The 12,347-nt window shown below is 69.3% G+C and carries 17 protein-coding genes; 5 read left to right on the top strand and 12 right to left on the bottom strand.

The window, feature by feature from the left end:
* Nucleotides 1-77 precede the first annotated feature (77 nt).
* Together LVB77_RS04205 and LVB77_RS04200 are read left to right on the top strand one after the other, a co-directional pair.
* The gene (locus LVB77_RS04205; RefSeq protein WP_232908962.1) at nt 78-704 is read left to right on the top strand and encodes an arylesterase; all 627 of its coding nucleotides are present in this window, start codon (nt 78-80) and stop codon (nt 702-704) included.
* A gap of 65 nt (nt 705-769) precedes the next feature.
* On the top strand, nt 770-1,504 hold the full coding sequence (locus LVB77_RS04200; RefSeq protein ID WP_232908961.1) for a YafY family protein: 735 nt from the start codon (nt 770-772) through the stop codon (nt 1,502-1,504).
* Here LVB77_RS04200 and LVB77_RS04195 read toward each other — a convergent pair.
* The 9 genes from LVB77_RS04195 to LVB77_RS04155 all read right to left on the bottom strand — a co-directional run bounded on the left by LVB77_RS04195 (nt 1,501) and on the right by LVB77_RS04155 (nt 8,789).
* The gene (locus LVB77_RS04195) at nt 1,501-2,256 is read right to left on the bottom strand and encodes a Crp/Fnr family transcriptional regulator (protein ID WP_232908960.1); all 756 of its coding nucleotides are present in this window, start codon (nt 2,254-2,256) and stop codon (nt 1,501-1,503) included. The genes LVB77_RS04200 and LVB77_RS04195 overlap by 4 nt on opposite strands.
* 446 nt (nt 2,257-2,702) lie before the next feature.
* Nucleotides 2,703-3,062 (bottom strand): RebB family R body protein, encoded by a 360-nt coding sequence (locus LVB77_RS04190; RefSeq protein WP_232908959.1) that lies wholly within the window; start codon nt 3,060-3,062, stop codon nt 2,703-2,705.
* Nucleotides 3,063-3,147: 85 nt separating this feature from the next.
* The gene (locus LVB77_RS04185; RefSeq protein ID WP_055904514.1) at nt 3,148-3,468 is read right to left on the bottom strand and encodes a RebB family R body protein; all 321 of its coding nucleotides are present in this window, start codon (nt 3,466-3,468) and stop codon (nt 3,148-3,150) included.
* A gap of 73 nt (nt 3,469-3,541) precedes the next feature.
* Nucleotides 3,542-4,120, bottom strand: a complete 579-nt coding sequence (locus tag LVB77_RS04180; protein WP_232908958.1) for a hypothetical protein — start codon at nt 4,118-4,120, stop codon at nt 3,542-3,544.
* Nucleotides 4,121-4,152: 32 nt separating this feature from the next.
* Complete coding sequence (locus tag LVB77_RS04175; RefSeq protein ID WP_232908957.1) at nt 4,153-4,371, bottom strand: hypothetical protein; 219 nt, start codon at nt 4,369-4,371, stop codon at nt 4,153-4,155.
* 82 nt (nt 4,372-4,453) lie between these two features.
* Nucleotides 4,454-6,709, bottom strand: coding sequence for a hypothetical protein (locus tag LVB77_RS04170; protein ID WP_232908956.1), 2,256 nt, complete (start codon nt 6,707-6,709; stop codon nt 4,454-4,456).
* A gap of 86 nt (nt 6,710-6,795) precedes the next feature.
* A complete protein-coding gene (locus LVB77_RS04165; RefSeq protein ID WP_232908955.1) occupies nt 6,796-7,257 on the bottom strand; it encodes a hypothetical protein in 462 nt (153 codons plus the stop codon).
* Between the two features lie 534 nt (nt 7,258-7,791).
* The gene (locus LVB77_RS04160) at nt 7,792-8,031 is read right to left on the bottom strand and encodes a RebB family R body protein (RefSeq protein WP_055904532.1); all 240 of its coding nucleotides are present in this window, start codon (nt 8,029-8,031) and stop codon (nt 7,792-7,794) included.
* A gap of 203 nt (nt 8,032-8,234) precedes the next feature.
* Nucleotides 8,235-8,789: an RNA polymerase sigma factor gene (locus tag LVB77_RS04155; RefSeq protein WP_232908954.1), complete on the bottom strand. Its 555-nt coding sequence runs from the start codon at nt 8,787-8,789 to the stop codon at nt 8,235-8,237.
* A 192-nt stretch (nt 8,790-8,981) separates the two neighbouring features.
* Between LVB77_RS04155 and LVB77_RS04150 the strand changes: the two genes are divergently transcribed.
* Complete coding sequence (locus LVB77_RS04150; protein ID WP_232908953.1) at nt 8,982-9,578, top strand: glutathione S-transferase family protein; 597 nt, start codon at nt 8,982-8,984, stop codon at nt 9,576-9,578.
* On the opposite strand, the gene LVB77_RS04145 is transcribed toward LVB77_RS04150, so the two are convergent.
* Together LVB77_RS04145 and LVB77_RS04140 are read right to left on the bottom strand one after the other, a co-directional pair.
* Complete coding sequence (locus LVB77_RS04145) at nt 9,575-10,054, bottom strand: hypothetical protein (RefSeq protein ID WP_232908952.1); 480 nt, start codon at nt 10,052-10,054, stop codon at nt 9,575-9,577. The genes LVB77_RS04150 and LVB77_RS04145 overlap by 4 nt on opposite strands.
* Complete coding sequence (locus tag LVB77_RS04140) at nt 10,051-10,596, bottom strand: sigma-70 family RNA polymerase sigma factor (RefSeq protein ID WP_232908951.1); 546 nt, start codon at nt 10,594-10,596, stop codon at nt 10,051-10,053. The genes LVB77_RS04145 and LVB77_RS04140 overlap by 4 nt, the downstream gene beginning before the upstream one ends.
* A 219-nt stretch (nt 10,597-10,815) precedes the next feature.
* On the opposite strand from LVB77_RS04140, the gene LVB77_RS04135 reads away from it, so the two are divergent.
* Nucleotides 10,816-11,145, top strand: coding sequence for a hypothetical protein (locus LVB77_RS04135; RefSeq protein ID WP_232908950.1), 330 nt, complete (start codon nt 10,816-10,818; stop codon nt 11,143-11,145).
* A gap of 46 nt (nt 11,146-11,191) precedes the next feature.
* Here the strand turns inward: LVB77_RS04135 and LVB77_RS04130 are convergent, their stop codons facing one another.
* Nucleotides 11,192-11,632 carry an Lrp/AsnC family transcriptional regulator gene (locus tag LVB77_RS04130; RefSeq protein WP_232908949.1) on the bottom strand — a complete coding sequence of 147 codons (441 nt, stop codon included), beginning with the start codon at nt 11,630-11,632 and terminating at the stop codon, nt 11,192-11,194.
* A 102-nt stretch (nt 11,633-11,734) separates the two neighbouring features.
* Between LVB77_RS04130 and LVB77_RS04125 the strand changes: the two genes are divergently transcribed.
* On the top strand, nt 11,735-12,328 hold the full coding sequence (locus LVB77_RS04125) for a cysteine hydrolase family protein (protein WP_232908948.1): 594 nt from the start codon (nt 11,735-11,737) through the stop codon (nt 12,326-12,328).
* The last annotated feature ends 19 nt before the right edge of the window (nt 12,329-12,347 follow it).

The raw sequence follows: 12,347 nt of genomic DNA, 5'->3' as shown, positions 1-12,347 counted from the left end.
GAGGATATGCGGCATCGCGGCGCCGGCTTCAATGGGCCATCGGTACCGGGACCGCGGCACTGGCCTTGATCTGCGCCTTGATCTCGGCGCCCGTGCAGGCCCAGCCCGCGCGCGCCCAGCCCAAGCCCGCCGCCGCCGCGCCCGCCGCCAAGGCCGCGCGTACGGTGCTGGTGATGGGCGACTCGCTGTCGGCCGGTTACGGCCTGGCCGCCTCGCAGGGCTGGGTCGCGCTGACCGCGCAACGCGTGAGCCAGACCCGGCCCGGCTGGCGCGTGGTCAACGCCAGCATCAGCGGCGAAACCACCGCCGGCGGCGCCAGCCGCATCGCCGGTGAATTGGCGCGCCACAAACCGGCGGTGGTGGTGATCGAACTGGGCGCCAACGACGGCCTGCGCGGCCTGCCGTTGGCGCAGAGCCGCGCCAACCTGGAACGCATGATCCAGGCGGCGGCCGCGAGCAAGGCGCGGGTGCTGCTGATCGGCATGCGCATGCCGCCGAACCTGGGACGCGAGTACACCCAGGGCTTCGAGCGCAACTACGCCGAACTCGCCCAACGCCATGGCGCGGCCTTGCTGCCGTTCCTGCTGCAACCGATCGCGCTCGACCGCCAGGCGTTCCAGGACGACAACCTGCATCCGGTCGCCAGCGCGCAGCCCAAGCTGCGCGACCACGTGTGGACCCAGCTGGGACCGATGCTGCGCTGAGCGGCCGTGAGCGGGAGCGACGCGAGTCGCGGCGCTCTTCGCCGGCGACGACGCTACTTGCTATCGTGCCCGCCTCCATCCGTCGCCACGACCGCATGAGCCGCACCGAGCGCCTGTTCGACCTGATCGAGGCCTTGCGCCGCCACCGCCAGCCGATCGCCGCGGCCACCCTGGCGCAGGAGCTGGGCGTGTCGCTGCGCACGATCTACCGCGACGTGCAGACCCTGGTCAGCCTGGGCGCGCCGATCGACGGGGAGGCCGGCGTGGGTTATCTGCTGCGTCCCGGCTTCTTCCTGCCGCCGATGAATTTCGCCCAGGACGAGATCGAGGCGCTGGTGCTGGGCGCGCGCTGGGTGCAGCGCCAGGACGATCGCGCGCTGTCGCTGGCGGCCACCAATGCGCTGGCCAAGATCGCCGCCGCGGCGCCGCGCGATCTGCGCGACGCGATCGGCGAGATCGGCATGTGGGTTTCGCCCAGCAACGCCCAGCGCGGCGAGCCCACCGCCATGCAGCGGGTGCGCGACGCCATGCGCGAGGAGCGCAAGCTGCGCATCCGCTACACCGGCGGCGACGGCCGCGACAGCGAACGCACGATCTGGCCGCTGACTCTGGCCTTCTTCGACCACGCGCGCGTGGTCGGCGCCTGGTGCGAACTGCGCGGCGATTTCCGCCACTTCCGCCTCGACCGCATCGCCGGCCTGGAGGTGCTGCCCGAGCCGCTGCCGCGTCGCCGCGGCGCGCTGCTCAAGGACATGGTCGCGCAGCTGTACCAGCCGCATCTGCGCGACGACGAGCGCTAGTTGGGCTTGGCCCGCGGCCGCGGATCGCCGCGCACGAAATCGCGCCCCAGGTAGGCCTTGCAGCGGAACTGGTCGATGTCGTTGATGCGCAGGATGTTGCGGCGCCGGCTGACCAGGCCGCTGCGGTGCCAGGTCTGCAGCTGCGCGTTCAACTTCGGCCGGCTGGCGTTGACCATCGCCGCCAGGATGCTCTGGGTGGGCGGCAACGCGACTTCGAAGCCGTCGACCGCGGCGCGGCCGCCGTCGTGCATGATCGACAGCAGATAGCGCGCCAGGCGCGACTCCAGCCGATGCAGGCACATGGTCTCCAGGCTGTCGACGGCCTTGCGCAGGCGCAGGCACAAAGTGGCGTGCGCGCGTTCCAGCAACACCGGCTCGGAGGTCAGCGCCGGAAAGTGCCGGCGCGCCAGCAACAACACACGCGCCGGACCGTAGGCCATGGCGGTGAAGTTGCGGCCCTGCGCGTCCAGCAGCGCGGTCTCGTCCACGGTTTCGCCGGCCTCGATGGTGTCGACGATCAGTTCCTGGCCGTCGGGGCCGTACAGGATCTTGTAGATCCGCCCGCGCGCGACCAGGGCCAGGAAATCGGCGGGGTCGTTCTTGAGGAACAACGCCTGGCCGTCGCGCAGCACGCGTTCGGTGGCGTTGCGAGCGACATGGTTGAGCAAGGTGTCCGGCAAGCCCCGGAACAGCGGGGATTGCTCAAGGATCAACTGCCGTGCGCGTACGGTGGCGGAGCGGTCCAGCGTCATGCACATGCGCGCGACCACGCGGGCGGGACGGGACGCGCATCGGCGGCTTCCGCGCCGGCAGCGACGGACTGCGGTGATGCGGAAGCAAGCTGCGCGAGGCGGTGGCTGGCATGGCAACGGCGAGCAGCACGAGTGCTTCCGACGCGACGCCGGTGCCGTAGGCCGCCGCTGCGTGACGAACGATCCATATTCGATCCCCTGCCGCCGCGACCCCTAGCCGCGCCGGCCTATGCCGCGTGCGGCCGGCGCCCCATCCACTGGGCCGCCTGCGCTGCGCCGCGGTGTTCCCTGGGTCCGGACCGAGGCCGCGTGAGCGACGACGCGTCCGGTCTCGTGCGGGGCGGGCTGCCGGCGCGGACGCCGACGGACTGCCTCGCGGATGCGGTATCGGGGGCCGCCGCATCCGTAGCGTTCGGCGTCGGGTGTCGCACCCGACGCCTACCGCCTTACGGAGAACCGCTGTTCAAACCCTTGACCGGCTTGGTGCCGGTGAAGGCCTTGAGCACGGTCATCAGGCTGGTCAGGTTGTCGGAGACGCCGGTCTGGGCGACCTTCTCCGTCGCACCCGCGGCAGCGGTGGTATCGAGCGTGTAGATCTGCATCACGCCCTGGTTGGCGGCTGCCTGCGCCAGCGTGTTCTGCTGCTGCTGCGCGGCGACGGCGTTCTGGAACAGGATGCCGGTCGAGTGCGCCAGGCTCTGGTAGATCGAGCCCATCGCGAAGGCCGGCGCTTCGCCGACCACCTTGACGTTGGACTGGGTTACGGCATCGGTGATCTGGTCGTTGACGGCGGTGGGAAATGCCATGAGGTCATCCTCGTTATGCGGTCGTCAGGAACATGCGCGCCTGGGAGATCCGGCGGATGGCGCGGAGCCATCGGCCGGGGTTCTCTCACTTGAAGGCGTTGAGCACGGTCAGCAGGCTGGTCAGGTTGTCGGAAACGCCGGTCTGGGCGACCTTCTCGGTCGCGCCCGCGGCGGCGGTGGTGTCGAGCGAGTAGATCTGCATCACACCCTGGTTGGCGGCGGCCTGCGCCAGCGTGTTCTGCTGCTGCTGCGCGGCGATGGCGTTCTGGAACAGGATGCCGGTCGAGTGCGCCAGGCTCTGGTAGATCGAGCCCATCGCGAAGGCCGGCGCTTCGCCGATGACCTTGACGTTGGATTGGGTGACGGCATCGGTGATCTGATCGTTGACGGCGGTCGGGAAAGCCATGGTTTAACTCCTCGGGGTCGTGTACGGCCCATGCCGTACGTTTCAATGAACGCTGCGGAACCCGCCTTGTGAATCAGGCGGACGACGCGGCGGACGGGGTCTTGCGAGCGCTCGCCTCGGCACGCCCGGCCTCGAGCACGGCCTCGATCTGACGCGTGAGCGGGCCGTACTGGCGCTCGAAACAGGCCTCGACTTCGGCCTTGATCAGGATCGCGAGGCGGTCGGCGATCTGCGCGATCGCCAGCTGCGCCGCCGGCGTTTCGCCCTGGCCGGTGGCCTTGAGATTCGCGGGCCGCAGGTCGCTTAGCGTGTGCGCCGATTGCAGCAGCCGCAAAATCGCCTGCTCCTCGCGGTTGAGCGGCGGTCCCGCCGCCGCGGTCTTGGCCGGCGCGGCGGCGTCGCCCGGAGGCGCGTCGGCGGCGCCCAGCACGGTCTTCATCGCCGCCTCCACGCGCTGCCGGCCCTGGTCGACGATGTCGGCGGCATGGCGCCGCGCCTGGTCGGTGTAGCCGCCCAGCACGGCCTCGTTCGCGCTGAGGTTGGCGAGGAACTCGGCCAACTGCTTGCGCTCGTCGTCGCCCAGGTCGTGGCCCAGCCAATGGCGCGCGAACTGATGCACCTGTTCGGCCAATTCGTTGCGGCTTGCGGTCATAGCGCTACTCGCGGACAGTCGGGGGAATGCGCTCAGCGCGCACGCAGGAGCTGGGTGAGCGCGCGCAGCACGTCGGGCTGCATCAGACGCTCCAGCACTTGCGCCAACTCGGGATCCAGCGACGATTCGCCGGCAGCGGGGGCCGCGGGCGTCGACGCGGGCGCGGGATCCGCCGGTTTGGCGGGCGTGGCCGTGGCGGCGGCGGGATCGTCGATTTCTTCGTGCAACAGCTGTTCGACCAGATCGTTCATCGCAAGCTCCTGGCGGTGCCGGCCGCGCATCCGGCGCGGCCGGCGTCGAATCCATGCCCGCTGCGCGCGGGCGCGGCGGCTTTCATTGCTTGCCCGGCTTGGGCCGGGTCAGCGTGACCACCGAGGCCGGCGACTTGAAGCCGTACATGGACTCCAGCCCCAGCGCCTTGCCCGGCACCAGTTTCAACGAGTCGGCGACGGTGAACTTCCAGTAGTCGGTGGCGATCGACAGCACCAGTTTCTGCAGCGATGCCATGGTCTCGTCCAACACCCGCGTCTGGCCGGCCGGCAGCAGCTGATAGGCGAGCAGGATCACCATGCGCAGGAACTCGTCCTGCACGTCGGTATGCTCCACGCCCTGGCCGTCGGCGCCCAACAGGTAGGAGCGCCAGTTGTTGAACAGGGTCAGGGTGCGGGCCAATGCGTCGAACCAATAGGACTTGATCGTGGTTTGACCCGCCAGCTGCGCCACCAGTTCGCAGTACAGCTCGTAGTAGCTGGCGATGTTGACCTCACCGCAGATCGGCGCCATGCCCGCGGTCAGCTGCTGGTAGAACCAGTTGCGGTTGGCGGCCTCGGTCAGCACGGCCTTCAGGCTGGACGCCGCGCGCACCATCGCGATCAGCTGTTCCGCCTGCGGCTGGGTCAGCGCGTTGGCGCCCAGATAGGCCACGGCATTGCCGGCCTGGTGCAGCACGTCGGTGTCGATGTAGCCGTCGAGATGGCGGAAACCGCGGTTGATGCGGTAGCCCTCGACCGAATCGAACAAGCCCGACGCGCCGGTGATCGCGTTGCTGCCCATGTTGGTGTCGAAGGCGACCAGCGGATAACGCTGCGCCATGTAGTTGCGGTAGTAATAGGCATGGCCCAGACGGAACGCGTACTGCTGGCTGCCGGAGAAGAAGTCGTACCAGCTCTGCGACTGCCCGACGGGCACCGTGTCGAGCGTCTCGCTCATCGCCATCTCGCTGCGCTTGCCGTTGTAGGCGACGATGGCGATGCTGGCCGGGCTGTTGATGTCGAAGCGGCGCAGGGTGCAGCCGCCGTGGGTCAGCGAGTCGCTGCGGAACAACTCGTCGAACAGGCCGGACACGTCGCTCTTCTTGCGCGTGCCCGCGCCACGGGTGCCGCGCGGCTCGTCCGCCAGGCGGCCTTGGGCGGTGGCCAGGCAGCGCGCGATGTAGGCCGAGTAGGCGCGGTAGAAATCCTCGCCCGGCGGCTCGGCGGCGTTGACGTAGTAATAGCCGATCATCGAACGGTTGTCGGTGGTCGATGCCGCGCCCTCGCCGCAGTGGATGTGGCAGATCACCTGCTGCGAGCGCGCGTTCTTGTTCTGCCAGCCGAAGCACTTCGACAGCTCGGACTGGTTCTCGAACAGGAATTTGAAGAACTGCCCGTAGTCGGCGACCTTGGTCTCGCTGCCCAGCAGGTCGATGCCGATCACGGTGCTGGGACCGGGCCGGGTCAACAAGGGCAAGATCTTGTCCTTCAGTTCCGCGCTCAAGCGATCGCCGGCCATGTAACCGGCCGAAGTGTGCACCAGCAGACGGAAGTTGCTCGGATCGTCCGGGTTCAGCTTGTTGAACTGCTGGGCGATCTGATCGGCAACTTCGATTTCGTCGGCGCCGATCGCGGCCTGATTGCAGCGTACGCCGCTCTGATACAGGAAGGCGTAGGTCGCCAGCACCCACTGATCGTAGTGCTTTTGCGCGTTGGGCTCGCGCAGCACCACCTTCATCAGGCTGGAACGCGCCTTGTAGCAGTCGTCGAACGGCGTGTACTTGTTGGCGCTGTAGATCTTCTTGTTGAAGTAGCGAAGGATCTTGATCAGCTCCTGGTTGTACGGCGCCGCGCGGTCCGGGCGCACCCGGTTGTGCAACTGGCCCAGGATTTCCTCGTACAGCTCCGGGCTGGTCGCGGCCGCGTTGACCACCCAGTCCGACAGCGCCCAGCGCCGCGCCAGCACCACGCAGGCGATGTAGATGGTTTCGGCCACGCATTCGCCGCGCTCGTACTGGGCCTTGTTGGCCTTGGCCGCCAGCGCGTTGAGCGGATTGCCCTCGATCATCATCAGCAGGGCCTTCTCGAACAGCGACACCGTGCCCTCATCGGCGCCGGTCGGGCCGTCGCCGCCCATCACGCCGACCAGGGACAGCAGCTGATCCTTGGGCAGGCTGACCTGGGTGGCGTCCGGGGAGGGCGGCATCGTGTAGCTGATCTCGTAGGACGTCGAGGTCAGCATGCTGCCCTCGACCGGCAGGATGCCGCCGAAATGGCTGTGGTAGTCGAACGGATACTGCTGCATCGCGACCGGTGCGGTCAGGGAAAAAAAGGCCATGGACGGAGCTCCTAGGGTCTGCGCCGCAGGGCGGCATTCGGGTCCGGAGCGCGTCGCGGCGACGCGCTCTCACGGTGATACCTGCGTCAGGACGACGCGCTCTTGTGGTTCTGCAGCACGCTGGCGTACTTGGAGATGCTCTGGTCGATTCGGTCGATGGCGAAGCTCGCGGCCTCGGCTTCCATCGCGCCGGCGGCCGCGGCGACCGCCGCGGCGGCGCCCATCAGGATGTCGGTGGCGAGCACGCCGAGCGCGTCCTCGGCGGCCTTTTCCAGCTGGTTCTCGACCAGGTTCTGGGTCATTTCCTTGAGCAGGATGCCCTGGCTGGCCAGCGCGAGTTTGCTGACGCCGTCGAAGTAGGCGGCGGCCGACTGCGCGACCAGACCGGCGGCCTGGGTGATCATCATGTTCGGCGCGGTCGCGATCTGCGACGGCGCGTACTGGGCGGTCTCGGCGTTGCTCAGCTGCACCGCTTGCACGATCTTCTGGTTGAGCGCATCGGTCGGCGGCGTGGGCGCGCCGGCCTTGGCCAACATCTGCGTGCTCATCGTCGCCAGCACGCTGGGCGGTGGCGGGCTCGGTGGCGTGGGTGGCGTCGGCGGTGCGGGCGGCGCCGGCGGATCGGCGCCATTGCCGCTGCCGCCCGTACCGCTGCCGGTGGTTCCGCTGCCCGTCGTACCGGAACCACTGGTACCCGAACCGCTGGGATCGGAACCGCTGGTGCCCGAGCCGCTTGGGCCAGAATCGCCGGCGCCGGAGCCAGTGGTACCAGAGCCGGTGGTACCGGTGCCGGTCGTGCCGGTGCCCGATGCGGGATCGGCGGCAGCGTCGGCGGGCGTCGAAGCCGGCGTCTCGGCGGCCGGCGTGATGGCGCCGACCGGCGGCGCGGCCGCGGCAGGATCCGCGGCGCTGGCCGCTGTCGTCGTGGCCGCTGTCGTCGTGGCTGCGGGCGGCGTGGACGCAGCCGGCGCGGGCGGTGCAGCGGGCGTCCTCGCGAGCAGGTCCGGCATGGTGGGTGTGTTCCTGGGCCAGAATGGCATGACGCGCTACTCCCTAATCGACATCCGTTGTTGCCGGCACCGTCACGACGACTTCTCGCCTATGGCCATGATCAGACCGACCGCCTTGGACACCACCGCGGTCGATATCTGGTTGAGCACCTGTTGGCTGTGCACGGCGTTCTGCAAAGACAGGCCGGCGGAATGGCTGGCGACCTGGTAGAGCGCGGCGATGGCCTGCGCGGGAGCCTCGGCCACGACCTTGACGTTGGTCTGGGTGACGGCATCGGTAATCTGCGAATTCACGGGCGTGGTGTCGGCCATGGACCTGTCCTTGGGAGTCGCGTTTTGAATGGAGTTCCCCGACCGGCGCCGCGCCGGGGGCGTTCCGCCGCGCGTGCCCGGAACCCGGCACGCGCGGCGTCCTGCAACCGCACGACGGCGCGGAGGCGGCGTCGGCGTGCGGCGTTTGATGCGATAGCTATGGGTTAAACGCGCCGGGTCCGGTTCTGTGAACGCCGGCCCACTCAGTCGCGGTCGACCGCGACCCGGATGCGTTCGCGCAGCAGCTGCACGCGCTTGCGCGCCAGCGGCTGATTGATCGCCAGGCGTTCGGCGATCGCCGGATACGGCAGGTCGTCGATGAAGCGGTAGACGAACAAGCGCTTCTGGTCGCGGCTGAGCGAAGCCACCGCGGTGATCACCCGCCCCAGCTGCTCTTCCAGTTCCATGCGCTGCAGCGCGGACAGGTCCAGGCCTTGGGCGACGCCCTCGGCCTCGATGTCGACGCCGCGATCGAACACTTCGCCGTCGCGACCGTTGCGGCGCACGCTGTCCAGGAACACGTGGCGCAGGACCACGAACAGGAATCCCTCGGGATCGCTCATCGCATCGGGCGAGCGGCGCATGAACAACAAGGCCTTGATCGCGGTATTGGCGAGCAGATCGTCGGCGCGGTCGCGATGACCGTCGGAGAGCCGGCGCGCGCGCCGGTCGAGCTCGGGCTTGGTCGTCCGCCAAGCCCTTACGAACATTTCGTCGGCACCGCCCAACCCCTGCGATCCCTCGCCCGGCTTTTCCATCACCAACACCTCCTGTGTTGAGTACACACAGGCGAGTCTGGTGAGGCGCTCACTGAAAGGCTGTTACCTGGGTGACACGGCGGAGCGATTTTCCACTACTGACAGAACCTGTCGGCCGCCTGCCCTACAAGGTCACGACGGCGGGCCCGCCGAGGCGGCCCGCCCGACCCCGCGCTGCGTTCCAGGCCGACCATGCTGACCTTCTACCATGCTCCGCGATCGCGCTCTTCCAGCATCCTCTATCTGTTGGAGGAACTGGGCGTCGCCTACGACGTCCTCAACGTCGACATCCACGCCGACGGCGGCGCGCCCGACAGCTATCGCGCGATCCATCCGCACAAGCAGGTGCCGGCGATCGTGCACGATGGCGTGGTGGTGACAGAGCGCGCGGCGATCTGCGCCTACCTGGCCGATGCCTTTCCGCAGGCGGGCCTGGCGCCGGCGCTGGACGACCCCGCGCGCGGCCCGTACCTGAGCGCGCTGGCGTATGCCGACGCGGTGATGGACCCATGCATGAGCGCCCAGGCGCAGGCCTGGGCGTACGCGCCGCAGGCCGGGCCCTGCGGCGTCCATCGGGACATGCTGGCGTATCTGGAACGCTGCCTGAGCGTTCAGGCCTATGCGGCCGGCGGGCGCTACAGCGCCGCCGATGCGCTGTGGGCGCATGCGCTGCATCGCGCGCTGCACGTGCTGGGCACGCTGCCCGAACGGGCCGCGTTCACGGCGTATCTGGCCCGGATCGCGAAGCGTCCGGCGTTCCGTCGCTATCGGCGGATCGAGCGCGGCTAGGCGCGGCGGCCGCCCGCGTCGCCGTGGCCCAGCCCGGACAGGCGGTCCCAGGCCCAGGTCGCGCCCGCGCACAGGCCCAGCACCGGCAGCCAATGGCCGAGGCCGGACGGCGCCTGCGCCACCGGCGAGGCGATCGCGTCCCACCAGGTGCCGCCGTAGTTGGCGACCACGTACAGCGCAAGCGCGGCCAAGCCCAGGATCAAGCCGTTGAGCAGCCAGCGTTCGAGACGGTCGCCGAGCGCGGCGTCGGCTTCGACCCGGCGCACCACCTGGGCGGCGAAATCCGCCGGCAGCGGCTCCATCGCCGGCGCGCGCAGCGCGCGCACCAGCAGGCGATACTGGGCCACGCGCGCATCGCCGGCATCCATCGGCAGGCCGGCGCGCTCCTCGCGCAATGCGCGCTCCTGCGCCTGCCATTCCTGCGCTTCGCGCTGCGGGCGGTCGTCGGGCGGCGGCGGTACATGCGACATGTTCATGCGGTGACTCCCATGCTGGACTGCAGGCGCTCGCGCAGCAAGGCCCGGGTCCGGAACAGATGGCTCTTGATCGTACCCTCGGCCAGGCCGGTGATGCGCGCGATCTCGACGATCGGCACCTCGTCCAAGTGATACAGGGTCAGCAGGGTCCGCTGCAGCGGCGCCAGCGCCTCGATCTGCGCGTGCAGGGCGGCGGCGACCTCGGCATCGGCGCAGGCCGCTTCCAGGTCGAAGCCGTCGCTGACCTGATCCAGCGGCGACAGCGCGTCCTCGTCGTCGGACACCTCCACGATCGGGATCCGCTTGCGTTCCAGATGGCGCTTGGCCACCGAATAGGCGACCTGGCCGACCCAGGACTTGAGCGCGCTTTCGTAGCGGTACTGGTGCAGGCACTGGTGCACGCGCAGGAACGCCTCCTGGCAGAGCTCGCGGGTGTCCTCGGGCTGACGCACCATGCGCTGGATGATGTGCCAGCACAGGCCCTGGTACTCCTTTACCAAGCGCTCGAACGCGCCCGGCGCGCGCGCCAGCACGGCGTCCACGAGCGCGCGATCGTCATTGGCGGGAGGGGGCGGGGCGCTCATCTAGGGCAGTGGATACGCCCTGGGCACGGATGGTTGCAAGGCCGGACGAAAAATTCCGCGCCGGGGCCCGATCCGCCCGACTGGACCCCGGGGCGCGCGCCGGCCATGCTGACGCCTGCAACCGTTGCGACGGCGGCCGTATCCATTGCCCCGAGACCCCAATCCCGAGAACGTGCCATGGATTTCGACATCCTCATTCCGATCACCCTGTTCGTCTGCGTCACGTACGCCATCAAGCTCGTCGTCGACGCCCGTTTCCGCAGCAAGCTGGTCCAGCAGGGCAGCGGCTCGGAAGAACTGCTGCGCTCGCTGGTGCAGGGCGAGGACCAGCGCCGCCGCCATGCCTCGCTGCGCTGGGGCCTGCTGGCGCTGGCCCTGGCCGTCGCCTTCGCCCTGATCGAAGCCTTCGGCTGGCGCGACGTGACCCCGGGCGTGATCGCCGTGCTGCTCGCCGCGACTGGTCTGGGCAACCTGGGCTACTACGCGCTGTCTCGCCGTCTTTCGTGAAAGCGCACCGGCGAGCCCGCACCCGCGGGCTCGCCGGCGTTCCGGCTCAGGCGCCCATGCGGTCCAGCAGCGTGCGCAGCACCGGCACCGTGGTCACCGCGTCCACGCCTTTCATCGCCATCACCGTCTCGCGCAGGTCGGCCAGCTCGCCCGGCGACCGCACCTGCACCAACACCATCAGATCGATCTCGCCGGCCACGCTGTGGCAACACCGCAGCTGCGGCAGCGGCGCCAGCGCCGGCATCACGTCGTCGCAGCTGAAGCCGTCGGCGTAACGCACCAGCAGCCAGGCCTGCAGCGGATCGCCGCCCTGGCCCAGGCGCACGGTGTACTGCGCGATCGTCCCGCCCGCCTCCAGCCGCTGCAAGCGCTCCTGCACGGTGCTGCGCGACAGCCCCACCGCCTTGGCCAGCGCCACCGTGGACAAGCGCGCGTTGTCCTGCAGCAGGGCGATCAACTGGCGATCGATGGCGTCCAGCGTCTTCATGTTCGGATCCGTCGTTGCGTCGGTGCGACCGGCATTTTGCCGGGTTGAGACCGGCGCAGGCGAGTGCGCACAGTGACGGCCTCTCCCTCACGGTGCCGCCGCATGTCCGACTCCCCTGCGCTTCCCGCCTTCGATCCGCGGCGCACCGCCCTGATCCCCATCGACGTCCAGCAGGGCTTCGACTATCCGCCGTGGGGGCCGCGCAACAATCCGGCCATGGAGGTCCACGGTCAACGCCTGCTCGCCGCCTGGCGCGCGCGCGGGCTGCCGTTGATCCACGTGCGCCACGACTCGGTGATCGAAGGCTCGTCGCTGCACCCCACGCATCCCGGCAACGCGTTTCGCGCCGGCTTCGATCCGCTGCCCGGCGAAGCGCTGGTGAGCAAGTCGGTCAATGCCGCGTTCATCGGCACCGACCTCGACCTGCGCCTGCGCCGGCTCGGTGTCGACAGCGTGGCGCTGTTCGGCATCAGCACCGACATGTGCGTGTCGACCACCGCGCGCGTCGCCGCCAATCTGGGTTACCGCACCATCGTCGTCGCCGACGCCTGCGCCTGTTTCGATCTGCACGACGAACACGGACGCACCATCGTCGCCGACGACATCGCACGCGCGCATCTGGCGACGCTGCGCGCCGAGTTCGCCGAGGTCGTGGACACCGATGCGATGATCGCCGCGTTGCATCGCGCGACGTGATAGCGACACGCGATTCGCA

It is taken from the genome of Lysobacter sp. 5GHs7-4, from assembly GCF_021284765.1.
In the GTDB taxonomy this organism is placed as follows: Bacteria; Pseudomonadota; Gammaproteobacteria; order Xanthomonadales; family Xanthomonadaceae; genus Lysobacter.
The sequence above is the reverse complement of the archived record's forward strand: the minus strand, read 5'-3'. Positions and strand labels throughout refer to the sequence as shown.

Excerpts from the sequence above, each read along its gene's own strand:
- LVB77_RS04195 (WP_232908960.1), bottom strand. The coding sequence starts at position 2,256 with ATGACGCTGGACCGCTCCGCCACCGTACGCGCACGGCAGTTGATCCTT.
- LVB77_RS04190 (WP_232908959.1), bottom strand. The coding sequence starts at position 3,062 with ATGGCATTTCCCACCGCCGTCAACGACCAGATCACCGATGCCGTAACC.
- LVB77_RS04185 (WP_055904514.1), bottom strand. The coding sequence starts at position 3,468 with ATGGCTTTCCCGACCGCCGTCAACGATCAGATCACCGATGCCGTCACC.
- LVB77_RS04180 (WP_232908958.1), bottom strand. The coding sequence starts at position 4,120 with ATGACCGCAAGCCGCAACGAATTGGCCGAACAGGTGCATCAGTTCGCG.
- LVB77_RS04175 (WP_232908957.1), bottom strand. The coding sequence starts at position 4,371 with ATGAACGATCTGGTCGAACAGCTGTTGCACGAAGAAATCGACGATCCC.
- LVB77_RS04170 (WP_232908956.1), bottom strand. The coding sequence starts at position 6,709 with ATGGCCTTTTTTTCCCTGACCGCACCGGTCGCGATGCAGCAGTATCCG.
- LVB77_RS04165 (WP_232908955.1), bottom strand. The coding sequence starts at position 7,257 with ATGAGCACGCAGATGTTGGCCAAGGCCGGCGCGCCCACGCCGCCGACC.
- LVB77_RS04160 (WP_055904532.1), bottom strand. The coding sequence starts at position 8,031 with ATGGCCGACACCACGCCCGTGAATTCGCAGATTACCGATGCCGTCACC.
- LVB77_RS04155 (WP_232908954.1), bottom strand. The coding sequence starts at position 8,789 with ATGGAAAAGCCGGGCGAGGGATCGCAGGGGTTGGGCGGTGCCGACGAA.
- LVB77_RS04150 (WP_232908953.1), top strand. The coding sequence starts at position 8,982 with ATGCTGACCTTCTACCATGCTCCGCGATCGCGCTCTTCCAGCATCCTC.
- LVB77_RS04145 (WP_232908952.1), bottom strand. The coding sequence starts at position 10,054 with ATGAACATGTCGCATGTACCGCCGCCGCCCGACGACCGCCCGCAGCGC.
- LVB77_RS04135 (WP_232908950.1), top strand. The coding sequence starts at position 10,816 with ATGGATTTCGACATCCTCATTCCGATCACCCTGTTCGTCTGCGTCACG.
- LVB77_RS04130 (WP_232908949.1), bottom strand. The coding sequence starts at position 11,632 with ATGAAGACGCTGGACGCCATCGATCGCCAGTTGATCGCCCTGCTGCAG.
- LVB77_RS04125 (WP_232908948.1), top strand. The coding sequence starts at position 11,735 with ATGTCCGACTCCCCTGCGCTTCCCGCCTTCGATCCGCGGCGCACCGCC.